Below are 19,098 nucleotides of genomic sequence, written 5' to 3' on the forward strand. Positions count from 1 at the left end.
TTTCCGACTATGAATCGATTGCTTCTACCGTTGATCGCTTTTGCTTTGGCGATCGTGCCAGCCGCTTGGTCGACCGCCGATGACAAGCTGAAATGCCTAATCATCGACGGCCAAAATAACCATGCCGCGTGGCCGAAGACGACTGCGATGATGAAGTCTTTTCTGGAGGACACCGGCCGCTTTACTGTCGATGTCGCGCGGACCCAGTTCACGTGGAAAGGCGGCGATCTGTTGAAGCAGTATCCGCTGGACGATGGAAAGAACTATCAGGATCTGCCCGAGCCCAAGACGGATCCGAACTTCAAGCCAAATTTTGCCGACTACGATGTCGTGCTAAGTAACTTTGGTTGGAAGGCGGCCGCGTGGCCAAGTGAAACCAAGACTGCGTTGGACGATTACATTCGCGGCGGCGGCGGACTGGTCATCGTGCATGCGGCTGACAATTCGTTTGGCGACTGGGATGCGTTCAACGAAATGATTGGGCTGGGCGGATGGGATGGCCGGAACGAGAAGTCTGGGCCATACGTGTACCTCGACAACGATGGCAAGGTCGTGCGTGATGAATCCAAAGGCAGCGGCGGCGCGCACGGGCCTCAGCACCCGTACCTGATCGTGATCCGGGAACCCAATCATCCGATCACCAAAGGTTTGCCTCGCGCGTGGATGCATGCCAAGGACGAGTTGTATCAGCAGCTTCGTGGCCCCGCGAACAATATGACGATCCTGGCCACTGCCTATGCTGATCCCAAGTTCAACGGGACCGATCGTCACGAGCCCATGTTGATGACGATCGACTACGACAAAGGACGTGTTTTTCATACTCCGATGGGACACGATGACGGTTCGGTCGGGTGTGTTGGGTTCATCACCACCTTGGTGCGAGGCGCCGAATGGGCAGCCACGGGCGATGTGAAGCCGGTCCCCACACCAGATGATTTCCCGACGATGACCGAAGTGAAAGTTCGTGATTTCTAGTCACCCGGTCGCCTGATCGGCACCGGCCATTCTTGCGGCTCCGCGGTTTTAACGGCGTAGAGCCGCATCGAAAACTGTTACACTCAGCGGTCTTTCGCGATCGCTGACATCTATGGCAGTATGACTTTTCTTCCATGCCGACTGCTCGTAGCCCTCTTCTTTCTGTTCAGTGCTGCGGCGATTGGCCGAGCAGCGGATAGGCTGGTCGACCATTTTCCCCAGGCATCCGCCAGTGGTTGCATGGCGTGTCATGGCGATATCGAACTGATCCGCGAAGCCGATTCGGACATGATGAAACAGATCATGCAGCAGGGGCCCGCCATGGGCGATCCGGCCGGTTGCGTTGTCTGTCACCGCGGTGACCCCAACGAACGGGTCGATAAAGACGTCGCTCACGGCGAATTCAGTGGCGAACCGTTTTACGCCGATCCCGGCAGTCCCTGGGTCAACGAACAAACCTGTGGCCAATGTCACCCGACCCAGGTTCGCGTCCAGTGGCAAAGTTTGATGATGACCGAGGCCGGCAAGATCCAAGGGGTGTGCTGGGCCTTTGGTTCGCTCACCGGATACAACCACCGCTGGGCCAACTACGCAGTCGAAAACCCCGATGATCCGGCGGCACGGTTGGGCACCGATGCCTATCGCCAATACATGGAACATCTAACCGCGATCGAACCCGATGTGTTCGTGTCCAAGCATGAACCGCTGCCCGATGCACTCGGGTACGACGAACTGGACAAACTGAACGACGATCCCACCTTGGCTGCATTCACCTACATTCGCCAAGAATGCCAACGTTGCCACCATGCGGTCAAAGGCCGTCAAGAACGCGGCGACTTCCGCGGCATGGGATGTTCGTCCTGTCACATTCCCTACGGCAACGAAGGGTTTTACGAGGGCGACGATGCATCGATCCCACACGACGATCCCGGCCATATGCTGGTGCATTCGATCCAAGGCACACGCGAAGCCAAGGTCACCGTTCACGATGAAACCTATTCAGGGATCCCGGTCGAAACCTGCACGACTTGTCACGATCGTGGCAAGCGAATCGGTGTTTCGTTTCAAGGTTTGATGGAATCGCCCTACCACGCACCCTACGCGGCCGATGGGGGTGACCAGCCGAAGCTGCATACGAAACATTACATCGCGATGGAGCAGGACGTCCACTATCAGAAAGGGATGACCTGCCAAGACTGTCACACTTCGATGGATGTGCACGGCGATGGATTTTTGGCAGCCGCCAACTTGGCCGCGGTCCAGATCGAATGCAGCGATTGCCACGGGACACCGGAAATGTATCCCTGGGAACTTCCGTTGGGCTACATGGACGAGTTTGAAATGTCACCCGCCCAAGGCAGCCCCCGAGGCACGGCGACGCAGTCGTTGCCGCATACTCAACAGGGGTCTCCCGTGGACGTTCGCGATGGGCTGTTGCTGACCGCACGCGGCAATCCCTACGAGAACGTGGTTCGCGTCGGTGATGAAATCATCGTGCATACAGCGGCCGGGAAAGACATCGTCATGAAGCCGCTGAAGAAGTTGGTCGACGAGAAAAAAATCAGTCAACGCGGGCTGGTTTCGATGATGGGCGTATCAAAGCACTTGGACCGCATGGAATGTTACACCTGCCACAGCAGTTGGACGCCCCAGTGCTATGGATGCCACGTCAAAATTGATTACTCCCAAAAAGACAAGTGCCCGGAGTGCAACGAATCGAAGGAGAACTTTGATTGGGTGGCCGCTGGTCGCAAACATATGGAACCCGAGCATGCCGCCGACCGTGGCGAGACGGGATATGACACGGTGATCCCCGGCAAGATTACCGAACAGCGGTCCTATCTGCGTTGGGAGGAACCGATGTTGGGCGTCAACGGCGAAGGCCGAGTGACACCGCTGGCCCCAGGCTGCCAGCCATCGGTGACGTTGATCGGGCAAGACGGTAAGCCGATTCTGTTGAATCATATCTTCATGACTCAGCCGAACGTCGAAGGTGGCGGTGACGAAGGACAGCTTGCGATCGACATGAGCCCCACGCAGCCGCATACGACGACCAAGGAAGCACGGACTTGTGAATCCTGTCACGCGTCGGACAAAGCACTCGGGTTGGGGATCGGCTCGACTCGCCCTTGGGACCAGCAGCATACGGTCGACCTGGAAACTGTCGACGGAAAGATTCTGCCTCAGAAGACTCAGCCGCAAATGGAGCCGATCGAAAATCTTGCCAACGACTGGTCCCAGATTGTTGACGAGGATGGGAACCAGATTGGCACCGTCGGTCACCATTTCAAGTTGTCACGGGCGCTGAACAAAGAAGAAATGGATCACATGCGCCGCGAGGGAACTTGCATCGCTTGTCACAAAGAGATCCCCGAAGCGTCGTTGGCCGTCAGTCTGCTGCATCACGTTGCCGAGTTCACCGGTCAGTTGCCCAAGACGACCGATCAGCACGATGCCTTGGTCAACAAGATCGTGTTGACCAGTGCGTGGGGGCAAGCCCTGTTGGCGCTGGGTGGGATGGCGCTGGGTGCCATCGTGGTCGGCGGTTTCGGCTACCGCCGAATGAGAGCCAAGCGTTAGGAAAAAACTCCGTAGGACGGCCTTTCCAGGCCGTCGGGTGTGTGTTTGGTGCATCGCGACGGTCTGGAAAGGCCGTCCTACGTTCGCATAGCGTCCGCCGTTTGGCTTAGCGTTGACGAACGTCGACGAATGGTGGTCGCCAACTAGGGGCTAGCGACGCGTCGTCGACGTCCACGCCTGCTTCGACGTCACCCCGATGATTTCGTAGGGGGTGATCGGGAATCGAATTCAACGATGCCAACGGAATGAACTGGACGCGGCCGTCTTCGAACAGAACGTTGATTCCCACACCGCTGTGTCCCGCTGACTGGTCCACGGTCGCGTCGCTGGCGGTCCTGGTCTGCGGCGCGTCGGACATGACTGCGAAACTGGATCGCGATTCAAAACGTGGCGGCTTGAGCGCTTCTTTTTCGATCACGCCGAGCGTGTAGGCGTAATGGCCGCCTGCGTTCTGTTGAATCGACCGAAGTTCATTCGGGGATGCTTGGTGAAGCCGTTCGATTGGCACCAGCATGTTGGCAGGCGAATCGACATTGGGCGAATCCAACGATGGGCACCAGCGGATCGAATCATCGTCCAGCAATCCCGCTTCGTGAAGACGGACCGCATACACACCGGCGAATGCTTCGGGGCCCGAATTGGATACCGCGGGCAATCGAGACTGTTCGCTTCGGCTGACGAACTGGGTGATGGCCGTACCGAAGTGGCGAAGCTGATCTTGGCAGGATGATTTGCGTGCTTCGAACCGGCCTTCGGCGATCGCAGGCAACAATAACGCTAGCAGGATCGCGGCAGCGGCCGACCCGGCTGCCCAATCCATCCACGACCAACCGTTTTGGCTGGGCGGTTCGATGTGAACTTGCATCGGTGCCAGCGGGGCCGGTTCGATGGCGTTTTCGGACGCACCCACCGCCGATGTGGCCGATTCGTCAGCATTGCCCGGCGGCGGTGCGGGCATGGGCGGCAGACTGGCCATCGTCCGTGCGATCCGATCCGATGGCGGCAATTCGACCGGCGGCATCTGTTCCAGTGGCCGCAGTTTCCGCTGGATTTCCGCCAGCATCCGTCGGGCTTCGGGATCCTCTTGAATCCACTGGTCGACACGCCGCATTTCATGCGGTTCAAGTGCGCCCAGAATGTATCCCAGAAGATCTTCGTGCATCGCGGCTGATCATTTCGCGTAATGAAGATGCCAAAAACGGTGGACCAAAGCGGGCCAACGTCAGGCGGCTTTGAATCAGTACGCGCCGACCCGGGTCAAGGTTCGCGCAGTCGGCTGGAATCGGACCGACACGGTGGGGGCTGTTGTTCCGTCCCCAGTGATCTGTTTGTGTTTCGCCAATCAGCCATTTTGCCGATCCCGACCCACGTTCCTATTCGGCTGGCGAATCGTGGGTTTCGTCCCACAGCAGGCCTAGACGCTGGACAGCGGCATGCAGTCGGCTCTTGACCGTGCCAACGGGGATTCCCAACGCATCGGCCGCTTCGCGGTACTTCAGGCCCTGGTAATACACCAATTGGACGACCTGCTGCATCGATTCCCCCAATGATTCGACCGACTCGTGAATCCAGCGGCTGTTTTCTTGTTCGGTGGCGACCAGGATGGGGTCGGGCGAATTGCCAACCAGTTTCTCCGACCAGCCGCCGCCCGATCGATCTTGGTCGGTGATCGCCGTGCGGTCCAGGCTGACCATCCGGTGCCGCTTATTGCGGCGTTGGACGTCGATCGCTTGGTTGGTGGCGATCGCGTACAGCCAGGGGCGGAAACGGCGGGCAGGATCGAATTGATGACATTTCAGGTGGACCTGCAAGAAAGTGCCCTGAAACGCATCCTCGGCCAATTCAGCATCGCCGATGTAACGACGCAGGTAGCTGTAGATTTCTCGTTCGTACCGGACCATCAGCGTCTCGTACAGGCTGCGATCGCCCGTGGTTCGGTACTGGGTCATCAGGTCTTCGTCCGAAACGTCGCTATGCATTTCAGCATTTTCGCAATTTGCTACGGCAACAGCCTTGGCAGAAGCGTTCATGACGGCGACCTAGTTGGACGAAAGTGGGATTGGATGAGTCGTTCGATCGATTTCCTGCAAGAGCCTAAAACAGAACGCGTTAGACAAATTGCCAACCCGCGAAAAATTCACGCTAACGGGCCAGGAAGTTCCGGTCAGGGCCAGCAGTGCGCCGATCCGCCTCCAGTATCCACGAAAATCGCCCCGCGTCAAAACCCTTCCCTCATTTGGTGGTGCATCGTGCCGTTTCCAGGCTTCATTTCGCACCGGAATCCCACACACGGGGGGTAGGCACTGGTTCGTGCCTGTCGCCGATACTACAACCAGTCGGGTTCGACGTACTTCGCCCGATGGGAATTTGCCGTGAATGATTCAGCGGATCCGCCCTCGCATTATCGCTGGGCTCGACCGGGCGACATCAACGCCTTCTTTGGGTTGATGTTGGACAACGTCGCCGGTCTGTTGCTGATGGTCGGTCTGTTGGCTGGATTCGGGTTCCCCGTTGATTTTGCCGTCTCGGCGATGGTCCCGGGCACTGCCTTGGGTGTGCTGATCGGTGACTTGGCGTTCTTTGCGTTGGCATTTCGTTTGGCTCGCAAAACTGGACGCGATGACGTCACGGCGATGCCGTTGGGGTTGGATACACCGTCGACTTTCGGGATCGTGTTGTTCGTGCTGGGGCCATCGTTCCTGCAAGGCCAAGCGATGGGGTTGGATCCGACGGCGGCTGCCTATCGGACTTGGCACATCGGGATCTGGTGCATCGTGCTAAGCGGTGTGTTGAAGTTCGCGCTGGCGCCGGCGACCAATTGGGTGCGGCGCAGCATTCCGCGGGCCGGTCTGTTGGGATCGTTGGCGGCGATCGCGCTGGTGTTGATCAGTTTCTTTCCGCTGATGGAAATCCTGGGCCATCCGCTGCCGGGCATGTTGGCGTTGGTGATCGTGTTGACCAGTTTGGTCGGTCGCATTCCCCTGCCCGGTCGCACGCCGGGGACATTGGGCGCGTTGATTGTCGCAGGCATCGTTTACTATGCGTTGTGTTTTGTTTCCGGTTCGGGGTACGTGTTGCCTGAACCTGTCGCGGTGAATTGGTTCCCGATCCGGTGGATGGAAAGTTGGCAATTCGCATGGCTGGCCAATTTCGGCGACGCCCTGCCCTACCTTCCCATCGCGATGCCGTTTGCGATTGGGACCGTGGTTGGTGGCATCGACTGTACCGAAAGCGCGGTGGCCGCCGGCGATACCTATGACACGCGGACGGTTGTGGGCATCGAAGCGCTGGCGACCTTGCTGGCCGGATTGTCGGGTGGTGTGATTCAGACCACGCCCTACATCGGACACCCGGCGTACAAGGCGATGGGTGGCAGGGCGGCGTACGTTTTGGGCACCGCTGTGTTAGTCGGTTCGGCCGGTTTGATCGGGTACTTCGGTTGGCTCAATGCGTGGATCCCCGCACCGGTGGTCTATCCGATCTTGGTGTTTATAGGACTGGAGATCACCGCACAAAGTTTTCTAGCAACGCCGCGTCGACACTTCGCCGCCGTGGCATTGGCGTGTTTGCCTGCGCTGGCATTCTTGGCGATCAATTTGCCGTCGCGAATCTTGGGGGATCAATCCCTGAAGTCGGCGGGGATCGGGATCGACACGCTGGCGGACGAGGGGCTGCGACATGATCTGCAGACGCTGACGATGCTGAGCAGTGGTTTCATTCTGACCAGCCTGTTGTGGGCCTGGACGTTGGCCGCTGCGATCGATCGGCGGCTGGTGTTGGCGGCCAAGGTTCTAGCGTTGGCGGGCGTGTTGACCTTGTTCGGTGTGATGCATTCGCCGTTGGTGGGAAGCCGTCTGTTTCTGCCCTACGGTCCGGAAGCCTGGGGCGACTTGGTGTTGGACGCGGCCAACCGAAAATACGTGCTGGAGTTCGCAGCCGGCTATTTTGCCTCGTCCGCGTTGCTGTTCGCATGGTCGTTCCTGCCGACGATCGGGCCGCCGCTTGAATCGGATTCGGAACACGAGTGAAAACAGGTTCAACCACCCTCAGCAGCCCAAACCAGGCCGGGGGCAACTGCGATCTAAACGAGTGATCGAAACGGGCGATCAGGCGAACAGGTCGCGGCCCCGGTTCAGCGGCGCCGCGACCGCGATCAATTCCGAGTCGCCTGGAAGTTGCTCGATCAATTGGTCGGCCTCGCTTTGGCTTTGGCACCACACGAAAACGCCGGGCCCCCAACTGCTCTGTCCGATTCCGCCAACGCCACCTTGGTGGTCGGCTAGGCGGGTCAAGTTTTCAATCAACTCGGTGACGGGCCTGCCATGGTACGGGCCGCCTTGGACGTCGGCGAACAGCATCCCGCTGGCGTGATTGTATCGCTGGACCGAATCGCTGAACCGGGCGAAGTCGGCGGACTCGGCAGCTGGCAAGATTTCGCATTGCAGGATTTCCAGCAGTTGGGACCGGCGCTCGCCCGCGGCAGATTCCAATGCCGCAAACTGCTGTTGTTCGGCGTCGCCGCTGATTGTTTCCATCGGTCGGCGCGGTTTCAATACGATGGCTCGCCAAGCGGTGGGCAGTTCGATCCGCTGTTGAACCGGGTTCAGGTCCGTCGGCGATTCGGCGTTTTCGAAAATCATGCCGCCGCCAAAGTAACCATGGACACCCACCGCGGATCGTTTGCCACGATCCGCGACGTCCACCGCGATGGACCTAGGGTCCAAATCCAGATTCAAAAAACAGCAAAGTGCTTCGGCGATCGCAAGCGAGGTCTGCGTGCCGCTGCCCAGCCCGCAGTGCGACGGCGGCAACCGCATCGCTTCGATGCGAACCGTTGGCAAAGCGTCGCCGCCAATGTGATCGATCAGGCGGTGGGCGATCTCGGTCGCCCGGGTCGCGATTGTGTCGCTGGCCCCGAACACGCCGTCTGCGGCGATTCGAATCTCGGTGGCGGGGGCGTCCACCATCACACCCATGCCGCCGAAGGGGGCGACGGTATCGAGTAGACCAAAGTGCAGTCGGGCACCGGTGATCACACGGACGCAGCGTCGCTTGGACGTGCGTTTGCCGCCGATGATTTCAGCGGACGTTTCAGGATCGTGTGATTCCGGACGCTGTGATTCAGGCGAGTCGTTCATCGATAGTCCTTCGCAGCAATTCGAAGGCCTCCTGTTCGGCCGGTCCTGCCGTTTTGTCGATCAGGGGTGTCAGCCGGCGCAGTTCATGGCGAATTTCGTCGGCCGGCAAAATATGCGTGCGAGTTGCCAAAATCGCGGCCTCCAAAACCGCATGTTTGGCTCGATTGAATCCAAAGAACGGACGAACGATCTGGCTCTGGATCACTTGGCAAACCATCTCGCTGCGCAAGTCGTCGTGTTGGATCGAATCGGCTTGGACGGCGAACCAGCGATGGCAGTCGTTCAGCGGCCACCAATCGGTACTGTCCAATTGCCGTACCAGGCTGGCAACCTGCGCGTCGTCAACCGAACCAACTGCGGCTTGGGCGATCAGTCGTGCGTCATCAGTCACATGGATGACCGCGACCTTGGTTTCCAACAGATTGCCGAACGTGCGTGACGAAACAAATGGACGCAAAGTGAACGTGATTTGCGTCGGGTCATTGCCGGTCAGGTCGCCCTGGACGATGGGGCCCATCGGTGCCAGGTTCACTCGCCCGTCACGATCCACCGTAGTGACAATCGATTCTAGTATCACGGCGCTGTCGATGGCTGGGGATGGTCCTGGGTGCTGCGGACGATGGCGATGAAGTTATCGATCATTTTAGCACCATGATCCGACAGCACAGATTCGGGGTGAAATTGCATCCCGAACACGGGCCGGTCGCGGTGTCGAATGCCCATGATGACGCCGTCGGCGGTGGTTGCCGTGACCGACAACGGTGCTGGGATGGTGCTGGGATCGATGGCCAGCGAATGGTACCGCCCGACACGCATCGGGGACGGGCAGTCAGCAAAAATACCCTGCCCATCGTGGTCGATCAGGCTGGCAATCCCATGCATCGGTCCGCATCGATCCACCACGCCGCCAAACGCGACCGCGATGCTTTGGTGACCCAAACAGACTCCCAAGATCGGAATTTCGGCCGACAGTTCGCGGATCACTTTGACCGAGCATCCGGCATCTTCGGGACGCCTGGGCCCCGGCGAAACCACGATCGCATCGGGTGCCAATTGACGGCACCGGGCGACGTCGATCTGGTCGCTGCGGATCACCTGCGTGGGGCATCCGGATCGACGAAAGTACCTGGCCAAGTTGTGGACGAACGAATCGTAGTTGTCGAGCAGTAGGATCACGATCGACAGGCCTAGCGGCGCGGCTTGGCGAATTTGATCTTCTCGATCAGCTTGACGACCTGGTCGCCGTCTTTGTAGCCGCTGACAGCCGTGATGGCTTCGATGACGTACTCGTAACGCAGGTTATAGTCAGTGTCGATCTCCAGTTCGGGGCCTTCATCCCCAGCGACGGGAGCATTGCCACCGATCATTCCCACCACATTGCCACGCAGTTTGTCGAAATCGGTACCCAGGTCGATTTCGTTCATCGACATTGACGTTAGTTTGCCCGCGTCGTCGGCTCGCAATCTTAGTTTCAGCGGTAGGTCGGTCGGGTCTGATGCGCTGCCACCGGCTAGCGGCATGCGAACGCTAAAGTCGCCTTCGAGTTCGACGATCTTGAAGGTCATGACAAAGAAGATCAGCAGCAGAAAGACAATGTCGATCATGCTGGTCATGTTCAGTTCGTTCTTCTGACGTTCTTCACGGTTGCGAATCTTCATGAACGATCCTCCTTCACACGCAGTGCAAAGTTTTCGAGTTGCTGTTCTTGGGCAACCCGGATGATTTCTTGGACATCGCCGGCTGCGGTGTCTTTGTGGGCGCGGATCACGATGTTGGCGTCACCGATTGATTTTCCTTCGGCCTTGATCACCGAAATTTCGCGGTTCAAGCCGATTCGCAGCGTTTCGGCGGTGTAGTCTTCCCCGCCCAAAATGATCTCGCCGTCCTTCGCCACGTGCAGCACGATGGGGAATTCCAGCGGGACTTCGGGCGGTTTGACCAATTGGCTGCTAGGCAGCTTCACGCGATCGTTCGATTCGGTCTGCGCGAAGTTGATCAGCACCATGAAAAAGGCGATCAACTGGAACGTCATGTCGATCATCGGCGTCAGGTCGCCTTCGGCTAGATCGACATTGGTTTTCTTGACACGCATCGGTTCGTTCGCCAGTTACCAGAGCTATTGGGAAAGTGAAGCCGCCAAGACCGACTACTTTTTGACCGCTTGGGGTTGGACATCTTCAAACCGGCTCATCAAGTTTTCGCTGGTGACGCCGACTTCCAACAACAAACGGGAAACCCGGTTACGCAGGATGTTGTAGGCCGCGATTGCGGGAATCGCGACGGCCAGTCCAACCAGTGTGGTGAACAACGCCGTCGAAATACCTGCAGCCAAGTCAGCCGGCTTCGGGGTCGATCCGCCAAGTGCGATCACTTGGAACGACGAAATCATCCCTTGGACCGTTCCAAACAAACCGATCATGGGGCTCAGGTTGCCGATCAAAGCCATGTAGCTGAGCCGGTGTTCCAGCTTCATGCTTTCCTCTTCGCCGACTTCCTGCATTCCTTCCAAAGCCTTGTTGTAACCACGGCTCAGCTTGGCCAACCCGGCCGACAAGACCTGTCCCAAAACCGATTCGTCGGTTCGAGCCATGTCGTAGGCGCCTTGGAAATCTTTTTCGTTCAGCCGTTCTTCGAAACTATCCACCAGTTCCTGCGGGCACAGCGTGTCGCGTCGGGCCGCCAACATGTTCATCACGAACAGCGACACGAGGGTCACCGACAGCGCCAAAAAGATCAGCAGGTAACCGAGCCCCAGCGAATCGTAAGTCCACTTCAACAGGTTTTGGCTTTTCTTGGGCGCGGCAGCATCGTCGCCATTCGCATCCGCATTGCCGTTGTCGTCGGCAACCGGCTGGTCGACGGGGCCATCGACGGCTTCGTCAACCATCTCGGGCACATCGCCAAATTCCGCCGCCGCATCGTCTTGTGCGACCGCGATGTTGGCGATGGTGAATGGAGTGGCCAGAGCGACCAACAGGATGATCGGGCAAATGAGACTGGACATGCCAGTTCGCGAACCGCAGGCAACGGACATCAAAGAGTCTCTCCGAATCAGAGCGTGAAAGATGAGGGGGTTTCAATTTTGGACGACGCGTTGTTCGACTCAGTCTGGTCCGAACAGGCTTGAACCTCTTCGAACCAGGATACTCTAGCAGTCCCCGAGTGACAGCCAGCGGCAATCCACTGCCGCCAAAGTTCACGGGGCAAGCACGGGAAATGACGGTTACAAGGCGCCGGGGTAACGTTGTTGGAGTTCTTGGCGAGCTTCGGCAGCTCGTTCGGGTTTGCCCAATTGGGGCCACAGTTCGACCAGACGAAGCAATGCCTCGGCATGCGCGTCGGGTTGTCCGGAAAACATCAAATGGGTGTGCAGGTAGGCTAGCACCGATCCTTCGTCATCACCGGCGACCTCAAAACAAGCACCCTGTGCGTTGTAGATCCGGGCCCCCATTTCAATGTCGCTTGGATTCAGGTCGTCGATCAGTTCATTGACCAGTTTTAGTCCCGCGTCGGCTTTGCCGCTTTGGGCCAACGCGACCGCTTTGCCTGCCTTCGACAGGTCCTTGGTTCGCAGGGTTTGCGGCGTCTGTGCACTGAGGTCAATGATCTTGTCGAACATTGCGATCGCCGCGTCGTTTTGGTCCTGGCGAACGGCCACCATCGCTTGCAGGTAGACCGATTCGATCTTGGTGTCGGGCGATGCGGCCTGTTCCATGTATTTGTAATACTTCGTCGCTTCGCTGTAGTTGCCAAGCGCCAATGCTAGGTCGCCCAGCAACTTCGCAGCATCGAATAGGTGCCACGAATCGCGATACTCGCCAATGAATCCGATCACCATCTTGGCGGCCGCGTCTTTGGGTTGACGTCCGGCCAGCGCCAGTTTGCCGTTACACAGCGCGTTGTAATACGCATAGTCGGCGGCGATGATCTTTCGCTTGATCGTCTTGGGATCCACCTTTTTCAGTTCTTCGATCGCTTGTTCGTATTGTCCATCGATCGCAAATTCACGTGCTTGGGTCAGCGCGCCTGGATCACCCTCGTAAAGAATCTTTTCGATGTCCGCGGCCAGAAAGGTTTCGGTGTTCGATCCCCGTTTGATCTGGACGCCTTTGGAACTGGTCTGGGCGACGGTCCCCGAAATGTTTTTGCCCGACGTGTCGTACAATCGGTCGGATTGGGCCGATGCAACGGATGCCATCGAGATCGACGATGCGATCCCCAAACAGATGCACAAGAATTTGGAAAACTGATTCATGAAAAGCGACCGTGGGTCGGATGCGTAGCTGGGTAAATGGATCGACAGAGCGAATCACGAAGGGCGTCACAAAGACGCTGCAGTGATGATTCGCTAGGTCACTGTGTCTCCTGGCACGGGTTGCCAGATGACTGAGTCGCCGCGCTGCTGTTTTCGCTAGGGCAATGGAGGAAGGCCCGCCGGGTTTTGCCCCAGATCTTTTTGGATCAGCCGCAGTAGCTGATCGAATTTCTGGCGCTGAACCGGGCCGCCCAACTGGGGATACAACGCGGCAACTTTCGTGATGTCACTGACGGATTGTTCAATCACACTCTTTTGGTTGATGGTTTTGCCCCACAGGTATCGGCACAGGGCGACGTGGTATCGGGCTTCGAAGAACGTGTCGCGAAACTCTTCTTTGGAACTGGTCAGCTGGCTGATTTTGCCCCAGCCCCAGATCACGTTCTTTTTCGTCTTGGGATCGGGACGACCGCCATTCAAAGCCGCCTTGAACGCGCTGCCAGCAAACTTCGGCGGCAACGTGGATGCCCACTGTTCGTACGATTGAGCCGCTTCCATTTGGGCGTTTAGCATGTTGGGATTTTTACGAAGCAGCGGATCGATCGTATCGAGAGCTTGCTTGTAATTGCCTAGCAAACGTTGGGCTCGGGCCAACTGATAGTCGACGGTCAGCGGTACGTCGTTCGAGTTCTTTTTCAGGCGTTCGAAGGTATCCGACGCGGTCGTCAGCAATTCGGCTGCCTGGCCGGTCGCTTTCTTGGTTCCTTCGCCCATCGCGGCTTCGGCCAACTGCATCACCGTTTGTCCGATCCACTGCAGCGTGGCGTCGTCCTGGGTGGTAGCGGAAATTCGTTCTAGGAAGATGCGGAACGCACCGATCAGTTTGTTCTTCTGTGCCGGGTCGGCGGTTTCAAGCTGTTGCCGAATGTCGGTTGCCATCCGCATGTAGATGGCGCTTAAGCGTTGGCTTGCGTCGTCGCCTTTGACACTTTCACGCAGCTTGTCCATCACATCGCTAGCTTCCTTGACCAGTTTGTCGGTGTCGCTTCCCGATGCAGTCATCTGTTGGACCAGTAAACTAAGCTGAGTGCTGTACAGGTCGCTTTCGAACGTGTCGTCTTTGACGCCCAAACGCTGCGATACGGTGGCCGGTCCGTACTTGGGGCTGTTCATGATCTTCGATGCGTCCGCGGCGTTGTCGGATCGCAGATAGAGTTTGGCTAGAACCAAGGCCGCCTTCATCGCTTCTTCGTCGGCCAAGTTCCCGCTGATCGCGTCTAGCCCCGACTGAAGTTCGTCGATCGCTTGTTTTTGATATTCGAGGGCCTTCGTTTCATCTTTGTCCGCTCGTGCTTTGCCACTTTCTTGGTACAGGAACAACCCCAGCTTTCGTTGCATCAACGATCGTGTCGGGCTGGGCTGCATCGCGTTGATTCGCGTGCGGGCATTGTCCCACTGTTGATCAAGCAACGCTAAATCAATCACCAAACGTTGAAAGATCGGCGTCTCTGCGTGCTGTGGCCATACCGAAAGGGTAAAGTCCGCCAATTCGTTGACCTTCGAAATTAGGAACGGATTCGACGGGGAATCGACCAATAGGTTTTGCAGTGAACTGCGAGCGATCATGGCGCCCTTCATGCCCATTTCAGTACCGGGCGAATTCTTTGCCAAGAACGTGCCCACGACGATCGCATCGCGGTAACGGCCGTCTTGATACTGCAGGAACGCGGCAAGTTGGCGAGCGTTGTTGGCGACTTCGATATCCGAATCCATTTGGACCATCGACAGTCCACGACGCAGGATCTGGGACGCCAGGCTGCGATGTTCGGCTAGTTGTGTGGTCAGCGATTTTTGTTGATCGGCGTTCTTGTCTTTCACTGCCTGGTTCAACATCGTTTGGATGTTTTCGGCAGCTTGGTACAAATCGATCGCCTTGGCGTAGGCGTCTTCTAGGCTGTCGGGATCTTCGGCGGTTGGCAGTTCAACGGCTTCGGTTTTGCCGGTGTCGATGCCTAGGTCCGCGAGCAATCGGTTCGTTTCGGCGATGTGATCGCCTTCGGATTTCGCGACCTTGTTCAGCAGTTGGCGGCCTTCGGACTCGGCCCGCTTGACGTCATTGGGTTTCAGGTTTTGGGTGTCTTTCGATTTCGCCAAGTACGACTTGGCCAGGTCCACCTGCAACTGCAACGCAGATGGTGTGCGGCGTTCATCGGGGCGCAGCGAATCAACGATCGGTTGGACACGATCGATCGCCGTTTGGTACTTCGCCGGATCTTCGGCTAGCGACAAACGCACCAGCCCGCTGGCAGCTTGGAACTGCGAATCGCGTAGTTCGGGGACATCGGGCGTTTCCAGCATCCGCAGAAAACTGTCCAGTGCCTGGGCCGAATTGCCCAGTTCTTCTTCGACCATTCCTCGACTTGCCAAGGCGTTGGCCCCGGGGGGGAAATCGTCGTATTTCTCGCTGAGGTCGGTGAACAATTTCAACGCTTGCTGAAGCTGTTCTTTGCCCTGTTTGCCGGGGTCCTTGAACGTCTTGGCAGCCTGCAACCGGGCTTCGCCGGCCATCGACATGCTTTGCAGGAACTCGCCCCGCAATTGGTCCCGCAGGTTGATCAGTTCGGGGTTGGCTTTGGCGTCAATTTTGGCCCCCCGCATCTGCTGCAGCTTTTCGCGATGCGTATCGACGATTGCGTCGAAGGTCGCGGCGGCGGATTCGTAGTTTTCGCGAGCCTGTTTCCGTTGATCGTCGCTAGCGTCCTTGGTCATCGCCAAAGTCGCCTGAAACATCTGCAGCGTGCCGAGCTTCAAACTGGCTTCGGAATGACGGGGGTGCGTCCCCTGTTTCAAGAATTCGCTCAGTTCGGTGGTGGCGTCCTGGAGGTAGGCGCTGCGAGCGTCGGTGGCGCGGGACGCGCGGGCTGCGTCGATGTAAGTCTGTGCCTTTTCCAGTCGGACGGCTTTCTTGAATTCCCCATCGACGCCTGGATACTGGTCGATACGATCGAGATACTCCAACGCCGTGTCAAAGTACTTTGCCGATCGCAGCCGAGCCAAAAATGTTTCGGCCGGTTCGCCAGCGATGGTCGGTGCGGGCAACGAAAGCGTTCCCCAGACCACGGCGCAGACAGCCATCGCGAACACCCGGCGACAGGACGCCAGCGATCCCTTGATTTGCGGCCGCGATGATTGACAGCGATTGGGCATTGCAAGTCGTTGGTTCAAGACGGATAAGCGCGATCGACAGGCCAACGCGGGGATCTTGGGTCGATTGCGAAAAATGAAGATAAGGCGGTGGCAAACTCAGGCCGAATGACCGATCCGGTCGTCTGCCCCAAAATTCACTCCGGACTACGTCAATCTTAGCACGGCGCGTTGGTAAGCCATTAACACTAGAGTAAGAAGGGGCGAATCTGCCTTCAAGCGTGTCCCACGCACTTCACCCGATCTGAATGGACAATCCGGTGCGAATCCCTTCCGAATTTAACGATGACAACCTTTATCGTAGCCGTCACGGACGGGAAAGTTCGACCGGTTCGATGCGACGTTTGTTTCGTCTCGTCATCGGATTGGCTCTGGTCGTCGTCGTGATGAAGCAAGCTTCCCAAGAAGCGGTCTATCGACCGTTCTTCGGGGGGGCATCCACCGTCGACCAAAATCCGCCGCCGGGCTACCGCATCGGAGGGGGCAACGGCCAGCTTGAAATCCCGATGAACCAAGCGGCATCAAAGTTGGACGCGGTCAGCGCAGACGATGCGCAAGCCCTTGCCGGTGGTGGGCAACCCGAGCGTGGTTTGCCAGACGATGATCTGCTTGCCAGTGATCTACTTGCCAAAGATCTGGCCAAAGTGGTCGATGGCAGCGTTTGGCGAGGTGGCGACAACGACGCGCTGTACCGGTTGCTGGATCGGGCAACGCGATACCCGGACGCGTACTCGATCCAGGCCGCCTACCCCCGCGCTGCACCGACCGCCCCATCGGACGGCGATTCTCAATCGGGTGTGTCTCGCGTGGCCGTGGTGCCACTGCTGCAACAGCCCGACGTCTTTCGTGGGCACCGTGTTGCCATCGCCGGGAAGGTGTCGCGTGCCCAGCGGATCGAATCGGGACCCAACGACTTTGGGATCTCTGGATATTGGCAGGTCTGGTTGCGGCCGATCGACGGCGCCGACCGTCCCTTCGTCGCCATCGTTCCCAAAGTGACCAGTCGCATCGCAGCGGTGGGCCCCGATGCAACCTTGGAAGACGGGCCACCGGCGCAATTGGTTGGTGTGTTCTTGAAACGGTTGGCGTACCAGTCATCCGTGGGGGCTGATCTAGCACCGGTGATCGTGGGGCGACTGCACGCCGAACAGGATTCCGAAGGATCGAATCGCGCCAATGGAAATGGTCCCCAAGCAAATGATTCCGATCCGTCCCAGCAGGGTCTCGGTGGCGCAGTCTGGGCTGCCATCGCAGCGGCCTGTGTGTTGGGAGTTTTGTTGGCGGCGTTTGCGACATGGCGATCCCGTTTGATGACGCAGCACGGTCGTCAATTGAGGGCCGCTGGCCGACCGACCAACGATTCGTTTTTGCAGCAACTCAGTACCAACGGTGACGACAAAGCCGACGGTGATCACGCCGAACACGGAGAAAACGGATGATGAACGTGTCTGGAAATGAATCCCACCCGACGCCACAGCCGTCGGTGGCACGCCGATCGGCATCGCTGTCGTGGGCGGATTGGATTCGGCGGTCTTGGATCGTCGTTGGTGCATTGCTGGGGGCGGTGATTGCGTGTCCGGCGAAGGCGGAGGAAGTGTTTGATTTGTTGGGCGGATTTGATCGCACGCGGATCGACGCTTGTTACCCCGTGGTCGATGACGATACGGCCGGTGAATTGGCCAAGCTAAGTTACCGATTGCAACGGATCGCACCCACCGCATTGGCAGGTCGTGCGACGCCACTGGCATTGGGACCTGATGCGCAATCCGACGACATCGACATCGGCAGTGCGGTGCGTTTCGATGGAACGATTCAATCGATCGATCGGATCCCGGTTCCACCGGCGTTGGTCGAATATTTGGAATTCAGTGTGGTCCGTTCGGTCCAATTGCAGGTCGATGACGCGGCGATTCGCGTTCTTTCCCCTGGCTTGGTTTCAGAGGCAAAGGTGGGGGATCGGGCCGGTGGCGTGGGCGTGGTGATCCAGCCCGGCCCCAAGGTGGATTCGCCGCAAAGTCCAGACGCTGATCCGATGGTGCTGGTTGCCGGACGAATGGATTGGATGCCCAGTCAGTCGCCATCGGTCGGGTGGCAATTGCTGGCTGAAACCGGCGTTGACCTCAGCGGGGTCGCAGCCCTTGCCAGTCGAAACCGCAAACCATTGACGGCTGCCGACGGAGACGCGTTCTACGCAATCCTGGCGACATCCGAGCAAATCGGTCGGCGGCAGGACGTGCCGGTCCCAGCCACCGTCGACGCGATCGAATTATTGACCGATCCCCAAGCGATGGCTGGGCAATGGATTCGGATGGAATTGGAAACGGTCCAGATCACGCGCGTCACGGTCACCACCGAAAACCGTATCGCCCAACTGCATCAGGATCACTATTTCCAGATCGACGCGGTGGCCGATCTGGGCAACGCGGTGGTCAAAATCGAAGATGACAACCATGGTTTGCCGGATGCGGTCTTCGAAAATCGCTATCCCGTTTCTGTGGTGACCACTGAATTGCCCGCGTTTTTGAACGAAGCGATCTGGCGTCAAACCGGGAACCAGTCCGTGCTTGCCGAAATCAATCGTCCGGTCGCAATCGACGGTTTCTTTTTGCGTTTGTGGAGTTACCAAACGCAGTACATGAAGCAATTTGGTGGCGAGGATCAGTTCGGGCCGTTGATCGTTGCGGCGCGGGTGACCGATCGTGCGCCCGCCTCGGCCGACCCGGTTGGTGTTTCGATCATCGGTTGGATTGCGGCGGTGGCGGTGTTGGTCGTTTTGGTCGCGACTTTTTTATGGCATCGAATCACATCGGCGGGAGATCGAAAGATTCGTGAACGGCAAAAGCGTCGCGAATCCGAAGATTTAGATTTTCCAAACCCATGAAAGATCGTGTTTCCGATGCAGGGATGGGCGGGATACCGAAATCTTCTGGAACTCGTCCACTTGAC

Annotated in this window: 15 protein-coding genes; 5 read left to right on the top strand and 10 right to left on the bottom strand. The window is 58.0% G+C overall.

Annotated features, from left to right (window positions below):
* Positions 1-9 precede the first annotated feature (9 nt).
* A complete protein-coding gene (locus tag K227x_RS05940; protein WP_145168679.1) occupies positions 10-975 on the top strand; it encodes a ThuA domain-containing protein in 966 nt (321 codons plus the stop codon).
* A 120-nt stretch (positions 976-1,095) separates the two neighbouring features.
* Positions 1,096-3,555 carry a multiheme c-type cytochrome gene (locus K227x_RS05945; RefSeq protein ID WP_145168680.1) on the top strand — a complete coding sequence of 820 codons (2,460 nt, stop codon included), beginning with the start codon at positions 1,096-1,098 and terminating at the stop codon, positions 3,553-3,555.
* A 106-nt stretch (positions 3,556-3,661) separates the two neighbouring features.
* Here K227x_RS05945 and K227x_RS05950 read toward each other — a convergent pair whose 3' ends face one another.
* Both K227x_RS05950 and K227x_RS05955 read right to left on the bottom strand, forming a co-directional pair.
* On the bottom strand, positions 3,662-4,717 hold the full coding sequence (locus tag K227x_RS05950) for a hypothetical protein (protein ID WP_145168681.1): 1,056 nt from the start codon (positions 4,715-4,717) through the stop codon (positions 3,662-3,664).
* 211 nt (positions 4,718-4,928) lie between these two features.
* Positions 4,929-5,585 (bottom strand): RNA polymerase sigma factor, encoded by a 657-nt coding sequence (locus K227x_RS05955; RefSeq protein ID WP_145168682.1) that lies wholly within the window; start codon positions 5,583-5,585, stop codon positions 4,929-4,931.
* 417 nt (positions 5,586-6,002) lie between these two features.
* Between K227x_RS05955 and K227x_RS05960 the strand changes: the two genes are divergently transcribed.
* On the top strand, positions 6,003-7,583 hold the full coding sequence (locus K227x_RS05960) for a permease (protein WP_145177340.1): 1,581 nt from the start codon (positions 6,003-6,005) through the stop codon (positions 7,581-7,583).
* Positions 7,584-7,661: 78 nt separating this feature from the next.
* Here K227x_RS05960 and K227x_RS05965 read toward each other — a convergent pair whose 3' ends face one another.
* The 8 genes from K227x_RS05965 to K227x_RS06000 form a co-directional block, all read right to left on the bottom strand.
* Positions 7,662-8,693 carry a GHMP family kinase ATP-binding protein gene (locus tag K227x_RS05965; protein WP_145168683.1) on the bottom strand — a complete coding sequence of 344 codons (1,032 nt, stop codon included), beginning with the start codon at positions 8,691-8,693 and terminating at the stop codon, positions 7,662-7,664.
* Positions 8,677-9,270 (bottom strand): DUF447 domain-containing protein, encoded by a 594-nt coding sequence (locus tag K227x_RS05970; RefSeq protein ID WP_145168684.1) that lies wholly within the window; start codon positions 9,268-9,270, stop codon positions 8,677-8,679. Before K227x_RS05970 ends, K227x_RS05965 begins: the two co-directional genes overlap by 17 nt.
* A complete protein-coding gene (locus K227x_RS05975; protein ID WP_145168685.1) occupies positions 9,267-9,869 on the bottom strand; it encodes an anthranilate synthase component II in 603 nt (200 codons plus the stop codon). Before K227x_RS05975 ends, K227x_RS05970 begins: the two co-directional genes overlap by 4 nt.
* 11 nt (positions 9,870-9,880) lie before the next feature.
* A complete protein-coding gene (locus tag K227x_RS05980; protein ID WP_145168686.1) occupies positions 9,881-10,351 on the bottom strand; it encodes an ExbD/TolR family protein in 471 nt (156 codons plus the stop codon).
* On the bottom strand, positions 10,348-10,785 hold the full coding sequence (locus tag K227x_RS05985) for an ExbD/TolR family protein (protein WP_145168687.1): 438 nt from the start codon (positions 10,783-10,785) through the stop codon (positions 10,348-10,350). The genes K227x_RS05980 and K227x_RS05985 overlap by 4 nt, the downstream gene beginning before the upstream one ends.
* Before the next feature lie 54 nt (positions 10,786-10,839).
* Entirely contained in the window at positions 10,840-11,697 is an 858-nt protein-coding gene (locus K227x_RS05990; protein WP_246146574.1) for a MotA/TolQ/ExbB proton channel family protein, read from the bottom strand.
* 219 nt (positions 11,698-11,916) lie between these two features.
* Entirely contained in the window at positions 11,917-12,948 is a 1,032-nt protein-coding gene (locus tag K227x_RS05995; RefSeq protein WP_145168689.1) for a tetratricopeptide repeat protein, read from the bottom strand.
* A 156-nt stretch (positions 12,949-13,104) separates the two neighbouring features.
* Positions 13,105-16,155: a hypothetical protein gene (locus K227x_RS06000; RefSeq protein ID WP_145168690.1), complete on the bottom strand. Its 3,051-nt coding sequence runs from the start codon at positions 16,153-16,155 to the stop codon at positions 13,105-13,107.
* 332 nt (positions 16,156-16,487) lie between these two features.
* Here K227x_RS06000 and K227x_RS06005 point away from each other — a divergent pair, with 332 nt between their 5' ends.
* Both K227x_RS06005 and K227x_RS06010 read left to right on the top strand, forming a co-directional pair.
* A complete protein-coding gene (locus K227x_RS06005; RefSeq protein ID WP_145168691.1) occupies positions 16,488-17,591 on the top strand; it encodes a hypothetical protein in 1,104 nt (367 codons plus the stop codon).
* On the top strand, positions 17,588-19,033 hold the full coding sequence (locus tag K227x_RS06010) for a hypothetical protein (RefSeq protein WP_145168692.1): 1,446 nt from the start codon (positions 17,588-17,590) through the stop codon (positions 19,031-19,033). The genes K227x_RS06005 and K227x_RS06010 overlap by 4 nt, the downstream gene beginning before the upstream one ends.
* Positions 19,034-19,098: the final 65 nt, after the last annotated feature.

The sequence above is a fragment of the Rubripirellula lacrimiformis genome (assembly GCF_007741535.1).
Classification (GTDB): domain Bacteria; phylum Planctomycetota; class Planctomycetia; order Pirellulales; family Pirellulaceae; genus Rubripirellula; species Rubripirellula lacrimiformis.